This window comes from Bacteroidota bacterium, assembly GCA_038746285.1.
In the GTDB taxonomy this organism is placed as follows: Bacteria; Bacteroidota; Rhodothermia; order Rhodothermales; family JANQRZ01; genus JANQRZ01.
The window spans coordinates 1-12,525 of sequence record JBCDKT010000081.1; the positions used below are offsets into that span (position 1 = coordinate 1).

Here is a 12,525-nt window from a genome sequence, read left to right on the forward strand (position 1 = left end):
GATTGTTGCCTCACTCTCATGTCATGCCCGCGCAGGCGGGCATCCATCAGGCGGCGGCGCTTCACACAGGGGGGTGCATGGGTCCCCGCCTACGCGGGGACGACCTCGTGTAGGTGAGACACTATCCTGAAGAACTGGTATTAGAGACTGTTGAGGATTCACGCTCGCGGGCTACGAGCGGCTGCAAACCGCCCCGTCGTCGTTGCGCTCGTCACCCGATGCGCGGCATCGGACTCCTCCCGCGCCTCGGCGGGTTCGGTTTTCGCTCTCGCCTTCACGTTCGAAATCTCAACGGTCTCTTACGATGCCGCTTCACTGGTCGTCGTTCTCCGGTAGCTCGTCCAGGTACGGCTCCGTCGTGGGGTTGGCCCGCAGGAGACGTCGCCGGACGTCCTCCCGCTCCTCGTCTCTGATGTCGGTCCTGAAGGCTCGCTGCGCCCGCTCCCGCAGCGGATCCACGAGGCGCGTCTGCAGCACGATGATCAGTTCGCGCTCGATGAGCGAGCGGTTCTTGGTCGAGAAGAGGTAGCCGAGCAGTGGGATGTCCATCAGGATCGGGATGCCGCTCCGCGAGACCGACTCCTCGGTCGAGTAGAGCCCACCGATGACGGTCTGCTCGCCATCGAGCAGGAGCACGTCGGTCGCCGCCTCGTTTTTGTCGATGATGAGCCCGTTACCGCCGAGCCGGCCCGAGCTTTTCTCCACGTCGACGACGAGGTGAATGAACTCGACTGGGTCGCGGCCCGGGTCCTCGTCGTCGAGGATGAGCACGGGGCGCACGGTGACGATGACGCCCGTGGCGATGTACTGCACGACGGTGTTGCCGGCGAAGTCGCGGAGCGTCACCGGGATGTCGGACCCGCTCTGGATCCGCCCCTCCTCCCCGCTGCGGACCACGATGCTCGGGCTCGAGATCGTCTCGCCGACGCCGCGCGACTCGAGGAGCCGGAAGAACGCGTTGATCTCCGCGAGGTCGATCTGGTCCGGCCCGGTGAGCACGTCGGAGAGCTGGTCGAAGAGCGGCTCGGTGTTGAGGAAGAGCCGGAGGCGGTTGCTGTCGTTGCCCGTCGAGCCGCCCCCGCCGCCCTGCTGCTGGCTGCCGAGCAGGCGGGTCCAGTTAGTCCCGAGTTCGCGCAGGCGGTCTACGTTGGCCTCGAAGATGATGGCGTCGATGCGGATCTCGCGGTCGTCGCCCGTCACCTCGGGCGTGCGCGAGACGACGACCGGGGCGGGCGTGGCCGGTCCCACGACGCTCGGATCGCCCGCCGCCGAGAACGGCTCGACCAGGAAGTAGCGGTCGGTCTCGCGGTAGACCAGGCCCGACTGCGCGAGCACGAGTTCGAACGCGTCGAGGAACTGGAGGCCGGAGACGTTGACGCCGATGGGGGCGGTCCGCTCGGTGAGGTCCACGACGGCCTTGCCGGTGACGCGCTGGAAGAGCGGGTTGACGAACTCGACGAACTGGTTGAACGGGGTCTCGGCCGAGAACGAGACGAGCTGGTCGGGCGGGATGTAGGTGCGGATCTGCCGCTGGGGCGGCGTCGGGTCGATCTGGGCCAGCGCGTCCTGGGCGAGCAGGCCTGCGGCGAACAGGAGCACGCAGGCGGGCAGGTAGCGGGGTACGAGGAAACGGAGCATGCGGTGATCGGGTGGCGAGAAGGAGGCCGCGAGCCTCGCCGGCGGCTAGGGTCGCAGAAAGCAGCCGGAAGATCACGCACTACGCCCGGATTTGCAAACCGGCCTACGGCCCCGCACGCCGTCTCCCCGGCGTTGCACCTGTCCGGCATAATGCGCAGGCCGCGCAACAAAACGTGACACTCCTCTTGGTCAATGGGCGGCCAGGCTCCCCCCGGCCGCGCGCAGACCGGTCAGCTCGCCGGGGAGCGGAGGCCGCTGACGCCGCGCTGCCCGTCCACCTGCACGGGGTCCGGCACCGTAGCCGCCGGCTCCCACGCGTCGTCGAAGGCCCGCTCGAGCGCGCAGCGCTGCGCGTTGAGCGTGTCGGCGAGGTCCGAGGCCCCGTGCGTGTCAGAGAAAAAGTACGCCTCAAACTGGCTCGGGGCGAGGTAGATGCCCTCCTCGAGCATCGCGTGGAAGTAGCGCCCGTAGCGCGCCGCGTCGCAGCGCTGCGCCGAGGGCGAGTCCACCACCGGCTCCCCGCTGAAGAAGAGGCAGCCCATCGACCCGACGCGGGTCTGGTAGAGGTCGAGGCCGAGGGCGCTGAGGTTGCCCCGGGTGCCGCTCTCGAAGAGGTCGCCGTAGCGCTCGAGCCGGTCGTAGACCCCGGGGTCGTCGGCGATGCGGCGGAGGACGGCGTAGCCCGCGTGCATGGCGAGGGGGTTGCCGGAGAGCGTGCCCGCCTGGTAGACCGGCCCGGCGGGCGAGACGTAGTCCATGATGTCCTTCCGGCCGCCGTAGGCCCCCACCGGCAGGCCGCCGCCGATGATCTTGCCGAGCGTCGTGAGGTCGGGCGTGACGCCGTAGCGCTCCTGCGCGCCGCCCGGCGCGACCCGGAAGCCGGTCATGACCTCGTCGAAGATGAGGATCGCGCCGTGCTCGTCGCAGAGCGCGCGCAGCCCTTCGAGGAAGCCCTCAGCGGGTGGGATGCAGCCCATGTTGCCCGCGATCGGCTCGGCGATGACGCAGGCGACCTCGCCCCGGTTCGCCTCGAGCACGTCGCGGACGCTGCCGAGGTCGTTGAAGGTGGCGAGGAGCGTGTCGCGGGCGTTGCCCTCGGTGACGCCGGGCGAGTTCGGCTCGCCGAAGGTCATCGCGCCGCTGCCGGCGGCGATCAGGAAGAAGTCGCCGTGCCCGTGGTAGTGCCCCTCGAACTTGACGAACTTGTCGCGCCCGGTGAAGCCGCGCGCGAGGCGGACGGCGCTCATCGTGGCCTCGGTCCCCGAGTTGACAAAGCGGACCTTCTCCACGCTCGGCACGAGCTCGACGACGAGCTCGGCGAGGCGGATCTCGATCTCGGTCGGCGCCCCGAACGAGGTCGAGCGCGTCGCGGCGTCCTGCACGGCGCGGACGACGTCCGGGTGGGCGTGCCCGAAGAGCATCGGCCCCCAGCTCCCGATGTAGTCCACGTAGCGGTTGCCGTCGGCGTCGAAGAGGTGCGGCCCGGCGGCACGTTCGAAGAACACGGGCGTGCCACCCACGCTCTTGAAGGCGCGGACGGGCGAGTTGACGCCGCCGGGGATGGCGTGCTGGGCGGTTGCGAACAGGGTCTTGCTCTGGGAAAGGTTATGAGCGGGCATCAAGGTTGTCTTTAGGGTGGGGGCTGTTGGCTTCTGGCTGTTGGCTTTTAGCTCGTGCTCCTCAACCGACGAGTCTCACAAAATGGATGTTGTGCCATGCAGGATTTCAAGCACCTTCGAGTCTGGGAGACAGCTCACCAGCTAGTTCTGGTCATCTATCGAGTCACAGCGCATTTTCCGAAGGAGGAGCAGTATGGTCTGACGAGTCAGCTTCGGCGAGCTGCTACGTCCGTGCCGTCGAATATTGCGGAAGGATGTGGACGAGACAGCGATGGCGACTTCGCTCGCTTCCTGCGAATCGCACAAGGCTCCGCCAACGAAGTTGAATATCAGCTTTTTCTCGCTTCAGACCTGGGCTACTTGGATGCTGTTGTCTACGGCGACCTCGCTCGACAGATCGCAGAGGCCAAACGAATGCTCAACGCCTTCATCCAACGTGTCGATCCCAAGAAGCCAAGAGCCAAAAGCTAACAGCCAATAGCCTCAGACTGGCGTTCCCAGGTCCACCCGGCGGAAGATCCCTCGCACTACGTCTTCCTCTTCCACCGGGTCCTCGGCGAGGGCGAGGCCGGCTTCGGCGAACAGCTTGGCGAGGGTCTCGGGGGTCATCGCCGGCCCGGCGAGCGCGCGGCGGAAGGCGGTGAGGACCCAGCCGCCGTTCTTGAGCACGCGGCGCGTCTCGGCCAGCATCTCTTTGACCTCGGCGGCGGAGCCGGCCCGGTCGTAGGTGCCGTAGGCCACGACCCAGTCGAAGTGGTCGTCGGGGTAGCCCAGCGCGGCGGTGCGGGCGGGCGTAACGCGCCGGGCGGCCTCTTCTTCGCCAACAGTCTCCGCCAGCCGGTCGCGCGTCGCGGCAACGGCCGCTTCGTCCTCGTCGCACGCCCACAGGTCGAAGCCAAGTTGGGCGAGCGGCTCGGTGTGGCGGCCGGTGGCGCAGCCGAGGTCGAGCACGCGGCTCTGCACGGGGACGGCCGCCATCGTTCGGAGCAGGTGCGCGGACGGCGGCCGAGGCGGTGCTTCCAGGGCCGTGCTCATGCTGCGTCCCTGTCGCGGCGAACGGAGATGTCGGCGCGGATGGCGGGTTCGGAGACGACCCTCGCCTGGTCCCAGCAGTGTGCCTCGGTGATGCAGAGGCACTGGTGGCAGCGCACCGTCCGGTTCTTGGACTTGTGGCGCGGCAGCGATGGGATCGGCCGGGGCAGCGCAGCGGCGGCCCCGTCCCCTTCGGTGACCCGCGTCGAACTCATCTGGGCGGCGACGGCCTCGGCGAGCGCCTCGATGAAGAGCGGGTGGCTGTTGAGCCCGCACGTCACCTCGTAGTGCTCGATGCCGGCCTCTTCAGCCTCCTCGCGCACCTCGATGTCGAGCTCGTAGGCCGTCTCGATGTGGTCCGTGACGAAGGCTACGGGAATGACGAGGACCGCGTTCACGCCCTCCTCGCCGAGTTCTTCGAGCTTGCCCGGGGTGCTCGGGGTGAGCCACTCCGCCGGGCCGACCTTGCTCTGGAAGGCGACGTGGAACGGGCGGTCTTCGCGCTTGGCGCGCAGGTCCATCACGGACTGCACCGTCGAGTGGACCAGGCAGCAGTACGGGTCGCGGCGCTGCTTCATCTCCTTGACCGGCGTGCCGTGGGCCGAGAACAGCAGGTGGACCCGGTCGCGGACGCCGTGCGAGAAGCGCTGCAGCCCCTCGTCGATGCGCTCGCTGATGGCCTGGGCGAAGTACGGGTGCCGGGCGTACTCGTAGACGAGCGAGGTCGGGCGCGGCGTCATCTCGCCGGCCTCTTCGAGCGCTTTCAGGTAGACCAGCGACGCACCTGTGGTCGTCTTGGAGTAGTGCGGGTAGAGCGGCAGCAGAACGACCTTGTCGATGCCGTCGGCGTCCATCTGCTCCGCGCAGTCCTCGCTCGACGGCAGCCAGTACCGCATGGCGACGTAGGTGTGAAACGTCGCTCCGGTGATGGGCCCGTAGCGGGCGTTGAGGCGGGATTCGAGCGCTTCCGCCTGCTCGCGCGTGAGCTGGTTGATCGGCGAGTTGCCCCCGATCATCTTGTAGTCCTCGCCGACGAACTTGGCGCGCTTCCGGGAGATGAGCCGGCTGAGCCAGTGGCGAGGCCGCTTCGGAACCGGGATATCGATGATGGCCGGGTCCATGAAGAGGTTGTAGAGGAACGGCTCGACGTCCTCCTCTTTCATAGGGCCGCCGAGGTTCATCATCACGACGCCCACGCGGTCGCCTGGCTCCACGCTCACCGGCTGCTGCGAGTAGTAGCCCCCCGTGATGAGGCGCTTGTCGTAGTTGTATACCTTCAGGAACTCGCGTGGCGTCATCGACTGACTCTCAAATTTATCCCTGCGCGGTAGCGTATGCGCGGAAAGCTCCGCACTCACTCTAGTTAAGGCAAACCTGGGGTGCCCGTTCCCTTCGCGGTCGAAGTTTCGGTGAGTTGTCCGGGCAGCCTTAAATCTCCTCAGAACCTTCGCCCGCTTCCACGCCAAGCCAGTCGTGCGGTCGGAAGAAGGCGAGCGCCTCGGCTTCCGGCGTGCCCTGCTCAGGCCTCTGGTCGTAGTCCCAGCGCACGACCGGAGGCAGGCTCATCAGCACGCTCTCGGTCCGCCCACCAGTCTCTAGCCCGAAGCGCGTCCCCCGGTCGAAGGCCAGGTTGAACTCGGCGTAGCGGCCGCGCCGGTGCACTTGAAAGTCGCGCTCGCGCCCGCCCCAAGGGGTATCCTTGCGGCGCTCGGCAACGGGGACGTAGGACGACAGAAACGCCCGCCCGGCCTGGCGGACGAAGAGGAAGGTGCCCTCGGGGTCGTCGCGGAGGTAGTCGAAGAAGATGCCGCCGACGCCGCGCGTCTCCTCGCGGTGCGGGAGGTAGAAGTAGGCGTCGCACTGCCGCTTGAAGGCGCGGTAGTCGGCCACGTCGTGCGCGTCGCAGACCTGCTTCCAGACGCCGTGGAAGTGCTCGGCGTCGGCCCGGTCGGGGTAGACCGGCGTGAGGTCGGCCCCGCCGCCGAACCACTGGTCGGCAGGGTCCAACGGGTCGTCGCCGAGGGCGAAGTAGCGGAAGTTGGCGTGGACTGCCGGGACATACGGGTTCTGCGGGTGCATGACGAGCGAGAGGCCGGTGGCGAAGAACCGCCCCGCGCTCACGCCGAGCGCCTCGACCATCCGCGCCGGCAGGTCGCCGTGCACGGCCGAGGTGCTGACGCCCCCTTTCTCCCACACCTCGCCCCCGCTGATGATGCGCGTCAGCCCGCCCCCACCGCCGGGCCGCTCCCAGCGGTCGGAGGTGAACGTCGCCGCGCCGTCGAGGCGCTCGAACGCCCGGCAGATCCGCGTCTGGAGCGCCTCGACGAACGCCTGCATCCGCTCGCCGAGCGACCGGTCGGTGCGCGTTTCCTGGCGGAGCCGCTCCGCGCGGCGGTGGTCGTCGAGCATCAGCGTGAGGATATCAAGAGGTCTAGGGTGGCTTACCGAGCCGAAAGCTCCTGCACGGCCTCGACGAAGGCAGCGAGGTGCTCGGGGTCGTGGTCCGGGTGCATGCCGTGGCCGAGGTTGGCGATGTAACCCCCGGTCCCGAAGCCGGCGAGCATCTGCCCGACAGCCTCGCGGATTGCAGCGGGCGACCCGTAGAGCGCGGCCGGGTCGAGGTTGCCCTGGAGCGCGGCGCGGTCGCCGGCGATGGCGCGGGCGGCGGCCGGCATAATCGTCCAGTCGAGGCCGACTACGTCGTAGGCGCTCGCGGCGAGCGCGTCGAGGGCGTAGTGCGCGCCGCGGGCGAAGACGACGAGCGGCACGTCGGGGTGCGAGGCCTTGAGCCGGTCGGCGATCTGGGTCAGGTAGGGCAGCGCGAAGGCCGCAAACTGCGCCGGCGAGAGCAGCCCGGCCCACGAGTCGAAGACCTGCAGCGCCTGCGCCCCGGCCTCGGCCTGCGCCGCGAGGTGGTCCGCGACAACGTCGGTGACGGCCTGGAGCAGTTCGTGGCTGGCCTCGGGGTGGGCCCAGAGCCAGGCCTTGCTCTTCGAGAAGGTTTTGCTCCCGCCGCCCTCGATCATGTAGGCCGCGAGCGTCCACGGCGCCCCGGCGAACCCGATGAGCGGGCACCGTCCGCCGAGGACGCGGCGCGTGAGGGCGACGGCGTCGTAGACGTAGCCCAACTCGCGCTGCACGTCGGGCGTACTGAGCCGGCCGAGGTCGCCCGGCCCGGCGAGCGGCTCGGGGAAGTGCGGGCCTTTGCCCTTGACCATCTGCACCTCCAGCCCGAGCGCCTGGGGCACGACGAGGATGTCGGAGAAGATGATCGCGGCGTCGAGCGGGAAGCGGCGCAGCGGCTGGAGCGTGACCTCGCACGCGAGCTCGGGCGTGCGGCAGACGGTGAAGAAGTCGTGCTCGGCGCGGACGGCCTGGAACTCGGGAAGGTAGCGCCCGGCCTGCCGCATCACCCAGACGGGCGCGCGCTCCGTCGGCTCGCGGCGTGCGGCGCGCAGCAGGAGATCGTTCTTGAGCGGGGGGTGCTCCGAGGGGGCAGCAGGCGCGGGGTCAGGCATGGGCGAGGTGGCGGCGGACGGCGGCGGCGAGTGCGTCGGGTGTCGGCGCGGATGCAACGGCATCGGGCGGATGGTGGGCTGCGTCGAGGGCAGCAGCGGTGGCGGGTCCAATGGCGGCGAGCGCGCATCCGTTCCACGGAAAACCTGCGGCCTGCAGCGCGGCCTCGACCCCGGAGGGACTGAAAAAGGCGACCCAGTCGGGCGGGTCTGCCGCGAGGACGTTCAGCGCGGACGGCAGGAGGACCGTGCGGTAGGCGACGCATTCTTCGAACGGGACACCCGCCGCGCGCATCCGCTCGGGCAGCACCTCGCGGCGGCGGTCGCCGCAGACGAACAGCAGCGGGCGGTCGAACGTGCGCTCGGTGATGCTGCCGGCGAGGGCTTCGGCGTGGCCGGATTCGCCGCCCTCAGCCTGGAGCCCGAGCGACCGGGCCGCCGCTGCCGTCGCTGGCCCGACCGTAAACGCGGGCTTGGCCTCCCACGCAGCCAGATTACCTTCGCGCAGCGCCTCGACCGCGCGCGGACTCGTCAGGACCAGCCCTGCATATCCGCCCGGATGCGCTAGGTGCTCGCGCAGCACGGCCTCGTTCTCGAACGCGAACCGCAGCACCGGCAGGCAGCGGGCCTCGACGTTCAGCGCCTCGAAGGCGGCGACGAAGGGGTCCGGCTCGGCGAGCTGGCGAAGCAGCAGAATGACAGGGCGAGAAGCAGGCATTGGTTTTATTTCAGAGGGTCCTCATTCCACAACCGGAAGTCCTCCCGGCCCCCGAGCCGGGACCCACCGGCTGCTTCGGCCCGTGGGTCTCCGCCTGCGCGGGGACGACGTGTGACAAGGGCCTGATCCCGAAGACACACCGTGTCATGCATCCCTCCCCGTCTGCGCTTTGGACGTCTCACGGATCGCGCCGAGAATGGCTCCGGCACCGGCGTCCAGCATCCGCTCTGCTAGCGCGGTGCCGAGCGCTCCGGCCTCGGCGGATGTGCCGGAGGCAGCGTCGCGGAGGTGCGCCGCCCCGTCGAGGCTGGCTACGGCTCCGTCGAGCATGAGCGTACCTGCTTCCAGGCGCGCCCAGGCCGCTACCGGCACCTGGCAGCCGCCTTCGAGACGGCGCAGGAACGCCCGCTCCGCCGTCGCCGCCGCGGCCGTATCGGGGTGGTCGAGCGCTGACGCCAGCGTCCGAGCGGTCTCCGTGTCGCCTTCGGCGCAGACGATCCCGAGCGCACCCTGTCCGACCGCAGGTAGCATGACCGCCGGGTCAATGCGCTCCCGGATGCGGTCTTCCAACCCGAGCCGTTCGAGCCCCGCCGCCGCCAGGATCACCCCGTGCCACCCGCCCGATTTCGGCGGGCCGCTCGCGTCGAGCTTGGCGAGGCGGGTCGGGACGTTGCCGCGCACGGGGACGACGCGGAGGTCGGGCCGCCACGCCAGAAGCTGGGCCTGCCGCCGGAGCGACGAGGTGGCGAGTGTCGCGCCCTCGGGCAAGCCATCAAGAGATCCCCTGACGTCAGGGTGGGCGACGAACGCGTCCCAGGGCGACGCGCGCTCCGTGGTGGCGGCGAGGACGAGGCCTTCGGGGAGCGTGGTCGGGAGGTCTTTGAGCGAGTGGACCGCGAGGTGGATCGCCCCGGCCAGCAGCGCCCGGTCCAGCTCTGCGGTGAACAATCCCTTGTCGCCGATCTCGGCGAGGGGTACGTCGAGGATGCGGTCGCCCTTCGTCGTGAACGTGACGATCTCGGCGGCGTGGCCGGCGGCGCGCAGCCGGTCCGCGACGTGGCGGGCCTGCCAGAGCGCGAGGGCGCTACCGCGCGTGCCGATCTTCACGGACGGCCTCTTCGGTGGACGCCTCGCGCCCGTGGTCGACCGGGCAGCCTGGGGCCGCGGGGCCTGGGGTCGCGGACTCGTCCTCGCAGTCCGGGCGGGCGAAGATGCGGCTGAGGGTGCGGATGCCACGCGCGAAGTCGAGGCTGTCGGACTCCGTGTTCTTGAGCCGGACGACGGGGACGGCGAGAAGCTTCTGCATGATCGAGCGCGTGAGCCGGTCGAGCTCGTCGGCGTCGACGCTCTCGAAGCGGTGGGCGTGGCGCTCGATCTCCTGCTGCCGGATCGCCTCGAAGGTGTCGCGGAGCGCCTGGATCGTCGGCTGGAGCGCCTCGTGGTTGAAGACCCACGCGACGAAGTCGGCCAGTTCGGCACCGCAGATGGCCTCGGCCTCGGGGCGCGCGGCGGTGCGGGCGGCGCAGGTCTCGTCGCGCCAGCGCCCGAGGAGGTCGAGGTCGAGGAGCGTGTAGCCCGGCACGGCACCGACGGCGGCGTCCACGTTGCGCGGCACGGCGACGTCGACCACGAGGCAGGGCGAGCCCGCCGAGCGCGGCGGCAGCCGGTCGGCGTGGAAGATCGGCGCGTCGGCCCCCGAGGCGACGAGCACGAGGTCGGCGTCGGCGTCGTGGCGCGCGTCCCAGTCGATGACCTCGGCCCCGACAAGCGAGGCGGCGACCTCAGCGCGCACCCGCGAGCGGTTGGCGACGGTCAGGTTCGTCCCTTCGGCGGCGAGGGCTTTGAGGGCGGCCATCCCCATCTCGCCCGTCCCGAGCAGGAGCGCGCGGCGGTCGCCGAGGCCGGTGCCGGTCGTCTCCTCGAAGTGCCGCCGGGCGGCCTGGACGGCGAGGCTGGAGATGGAGGCCGCGCCCTCGTAGAGCGCGGTCTCGGTGCGGACGCGCTTGGCGGCGCGGAACGCCGTGTGCATCAGCCGGTGCAGCAGGCTCCCGACCGCGTCCTCCTCGACCGCCACGCGGTAGGCGTCCTTGACCTGGGCCAGAATCTGCGCGTCGCCCAGGACCTGGGACTGGAGGCCGGAGGCGAGGCGGAGCACATGGCCCACGGCCGCCTCGTCGGTGAGGGCGAAGCTGTGCTCTTCCGGCCACGGGAGGCCAGCGCGCACGCCGAGCGCGGTCTGTACCGCGGCGATGTCCGCTGGGTAGCCGAAGAGGATGGCCTCGGTGCGGTTACACGTCGAGAGCAGCACGACCTCTGCCGACGCCGAGAGGCGGAGCAGGCCGTAGAGTTCGCGCCGAGCCCCTTCGTCGAGCGCGAACGCTTCGCGCACCGCGACGGGCGCTGTCTCGTGGTTCAGACCAAAGCTATAAAAGGTCATACAAGGCCGTTTGGATCGACTCCACTATCATACTATCGTCCGGGAGCGCGGGTCTTGAAAACCGATTGAAAGGCACCGCTAGGTGCACAGGGGTTAGCTTCCCGCTTTTCCGCTTTCCGCTTGCTCGATGGTACCGAACGCGCTTGTCACCGATCCGATCCACGTCGCGGCCCTGCTCGCCTCGGTGCTGGCCGGCGTCTTCGCCCTGTCGCGGGTGCCGGCCCTTAAAAAGGTCTTCGACGTCGTCCCGCCGGTCCTGTGGGCCTACTTCGTGCCGATGCTGCTGACGACGTTCGGCGTCACGCCGCCCTACGTGCCCGAGACCGAGACGACGCCGGGGTACGTCAACGCAGCGTACAGCCTCTTCGGGTACCTCCTGCTCCCGATGGCGCTGTTCCTGCTCATGCTGACGATCGACATCCGGGCGATCCTGAGCATGGGCCGCCTCGCGCTCCTGATGCTGGTCGTCGGGACGGCGGGGATCGTGATCGGCGGGCCGGTGGCGTTTCTGGTGGTGGGGCGGCTGATCGAGGACCCGGAGGCGTGGAAGGGGCTCGCGGCGCTCAGCGGAAGCTGGATCGGCGGGACGGCCAACATGGTCGCCGTGCAGGAGTCGGTGGGCCTGCGCGACCTCGGGCCGGTGATCGTAGTCGACACGCTCGTCGGCTACGGGTGGATGGCGATCCTGCTGTTCCTCTCGAACTCGCAGGGCCGGTTCAACGCCTGGGTCGGGGCCGACACCTCGGCGATGGACCGCGTCGACGAGACGCTGCGCCAGATCGACACCACGCGGCGGCCGCTCACGATCGAGACCGGCGGCATCATCATCGGCATGGGCATCGGCGCGGCCGTCCTGTCCCGCGTGCTCGGCGGGGCCCTCCCCACGCTCGGCGACCCGACGATCATCTCCAGCGGGACCTGGGCCGTGCTGATCGCGGTCACGGCGGGGCTCGCGCTCTCGTTCACCCGGATGCGGAGCTTCGAGGCCGACGGCGCGAGCCGGATCGGCTACGTCGCGCTCTACCTCCTCCTGACCTCGATTGGCGCGCAGGGCGACCTCACGGCCGTCCTCGACGCCCCGCTCTACCTCCTCACGGGCGTCGTCTGGCTCTCGATCCACATCGCGCTCCTGTTCACCGCAGCGAAGCTACTCAAGGCCCCGCTGTTCTTTGTCGCCACCGGCTCGATGGCGAACGTCGGCGGCGCGGCGAGTGCCCCGATCGTGGCGGGCGTCTACCACCCGGCGATGGCCCCGGTTGGGTTGCTCATGGCCGTGGCGGGCTACATCCTCGGCATCTACGCCGCGCTCGCGTGCTCGTGGATGCTCGCCCTCGCGGCCGGCGGGTGAGCAGTCGTTGCGGCCTCGCCGTCTTTTCGTACCCCGTGCTACGCTTGTGCGGCGCGGTGCCGCATAAGGGGCGGGGTAAGGACATCGCCGAGATCAAGGCATCCGCCATCGAAGGGCTGGAAGTCGTCCACGTCTCGCGCATCGAGGAGGTCGTCGAGCACGTCCTCATGCCCGAGCCCGTCGCCGACCCCGCCGAGGCGTTCGCCCTCTCCGAGCGC

At 69.7% G+C, this 12,525-nt stretch carries 12 protein-coding genes; 3 read left to right on the plus strand and 9 right to left on the minus strand.

Annotated features, from left to right (window positions below):
- Positions 1-312 precede the first annotated feature (312 nt).
- Together AAGI91_16745 and hemL are read right to left on the minus strand one after the other, a co-directional pair.
- Complete coding sequence (locus AAGI91_16745; protein MEM1044258.1) at positions 313-1,638, minus strand: type II and III secretion system protein; 1,326 nt, start codon at positions 1,636-1,638, stop codon at positions 313-315.
- A gap of 230 nt (positions 1,639-1,868) precedes the next feature.
- Entirely contained in the window at positions 1,869-3,257 is a 1,389-nt protein-coding gene (gene hemL / locus AAGI91_16750; protein MEM1044259.1) for a glutamate-1-semialdehyde 2,1-aminomutase, read from the minus strand.
- A gap of 96 nt (positions 3,258-3,353) precedes the next feature.
- On the opposite strand from hemL, the gene AAGI91_16755 reads away from it, so the two are divergent.
- Positions 3,354-3,728 (plus strand): four helix bundle protein, encoded by a 375-nt coding sequence (locus tag AAGI91_16755; GenBank protein ID MEM1044260.1) that lies wholly within the window; start codon positions 3,354-3,356, stop codon positions 3,726-3,728.
- 12 nt (positions 3,729-3,740) lie between these two features.
- On the opposite strand, the gene AAGI91_16760 is transcribed toward AAGI91_16755, so the two are convergent.
- The 7 genes from AAGI91_16760 to hemA all read right to left on the minus strand — a co-directional run bounded on the left by AAGI91_16760 (position 3,741) and on the right by hemA (position 10,959).
- Complete coding sequence (locus AAGI91_16760) at positions 3,741-4,292, minus strand: class I SAM-dependent methyltransferase (GenBank protein ID MEM1044261.1); 552 nt, start codon at positions 4,290-4,292, stop codon at positions 3,741-3,743.
- The gene (gene hemH, locus AAGI91_16765; GenBank protein ID MEM1044262.1) at positions 4,289-5,587 is read right to left on the minus strand and encodes a ferrochelatase; all 1,299 of its coding nucleotides are present in this window, start codon (positions 5,585-5,587) and stop codon (positions 4,289-4,291) included. The genes AAGI91_16760 and hemH overlap by 4 nt, the downstream gene beginning before the upstream one ends.
- 130 nt (positions 5,588-5,717) lie before the next feature.
- Positions 5,718-6,698 carry an oxygen-dependent coproporphyrinogen oxidase gene (hemF, locus tag AAGI91_16770; GenBank protein ID MEM1044263.1) on the minus strand — a complete coding sequence of 327 codons (981 nt, stop codon included), beginning with the start codon at positions 6,696-6,698 and terminating at the stop codon, positions 5,718-5,720.
- Positions 6,699-6,730: 32 nt separating this feature from the next.
- On the minus strand, positions 6,731-7,807 hold the full coding sequence (hemE, locus tag AAGI91_16775; GenBank protein ID MEM1044264.1) for a uroporphyrinogen decarboxylase: 1,077 nt from the start codon (positions 7,805-7,807) through the stop codon (positions 6,731-6,733).
- Positions 7,800-8,522: a uroporphyrinogen-III synthase gene (locus AAGI91_16780; GenBank protein ID MEM1044265.1), complete on the minus strand. Its 723-nt coding sequence runs from the start codon at positions 8,520-8,522 to the stop codon at positions 7,800-7,802. The genes hemE and AAGI91_16780 overlap by 8 nt, the downstream gene beginning before the upstream one ends.
- A gap of 144 nt (positions 8,523-8,666) precedes the next feature.
- Positions 8,667-9,629 (minus strand): hydroxymethylbilane synthase, encoded by a 963-nt coding sequence (gene hemC / locus AAGI91_16785; protein MEM1044266.1) that lies wholly within the window; start codon positions 9,627-9,629, stop codon positions 8,667-8,669.
- A complete protein-coding gene (gene hemA / locus AAGI91_16790; GenBank protein ID MEM1044267.1) occupies positions 9,607-10,959 on the minus strand; it encodes a glutamyl-tRNA reductase in 1,353 nt (450 codons plus the stop codon). Before hemA ends, hemC begins: the two co-directional genes overlap by 23 nt.
- Positions 10,960-11,086: 127 nt before the next feature.
- On the opposite strand from hemA, the gene AAGI91_16795 reads away from it, so the two are divergent.
- The gene (locus tag AAGI91_16795) at positions 11,087-12,307 is read left to right on the plus strand and encodes a DUF819 family protein (protein ID MEM1044268.1); all 1,221 of its coding nucleotides are present in this window, start codon (positions 11,087-11,089) and stop codon (positions 12,305-12,307) included.
- A gap of 35 nt (positions 12,308-12,342) precedes the next feature.
- Positions 12,343-12,525 (plus strand): hypothetical protein (locus AAGI91_16800; GenBank protein ID MEM1044269.1); only part of this gene is annotated, 183 nt, incomplete at its 3' end.

What these genes read in the sequence shown, in the direction of transcription:
- AAGI91_16745 (MEM1044258.1), bottom strand. Translation starts at nt 1,638, where the DNA reads ATGCTCCGTTTCCTCGTACCCCGCTACCTGCCCGCCTGCGTGCTCCTG.
- hemL (MEM1044259.1), bottom strand. Translation starts at nt 3,257, where the DNA reads ATGCCCGCTCATAACCTTTCCCAGAGCAAGACCCTGTTCGCAACCGCC.
- AAGI91_16755 (MEM1044260.1), top strand. Translation starts at nt 3,354, where the DNA reads ATGCAGGATTTCAAGCACCTTCGAGTCTGGGAGACAGCTCACCAGCTA.
- AAGI91_16760 (MEM1044261.1), bottom strand. Translation starts at nt 4,292, where the DNA reads ATGAGCACGGCCCTGGAAGCACCGCCTCGGCCGCCGTCCGCGCACCTG.
- hemH (MEM1044262.1), bottom strand. Translation starts at nt 5,587, where the DNA reads ATGACGCCACGCGAGTTCCTGAAGGTATACAACTACGACAAGCGCCTC.
- hemF (MEM1044263.1), bottom strand. Translation starts at nt 6,698, where the DNA reads ATGCTCGACGACCACCGCCGCGCGGAGCGGCTCCGCCAGGAAACGCGC.
- hemE (MEM1044264.1), bottom strand. Translation starts at nt 7,807, where the DNA reads ATGCCTGACCCCGCGCCTGCTGCCCCCTCGGAGCACCCCCCGCTCAAG.
- AAGI91_16780 (MEM1044265.1), bottom strand. Translation starts at nt 8,522, where the DNA reads ATGCCTGCTTCTCGCCCTGTCATTCTGCTGCTTCGCCAGCTCGCCGAG.
- hemA (MEM1044267.1), bottom strand. Translation starts at nt 10,959, where the DNA reads ATGACCTTTTATAGCTTTGGTCTGAACCACGAGACAGCGCCCGTCGCG.
- AAGI91_16795 (MEM1044268.1), top strand. Translation starts at nt 11,087, where the DNA reads ATGGTACCGAACGCGCTTGTCACCGATCCGATCCACGTCGCGGCCCTG.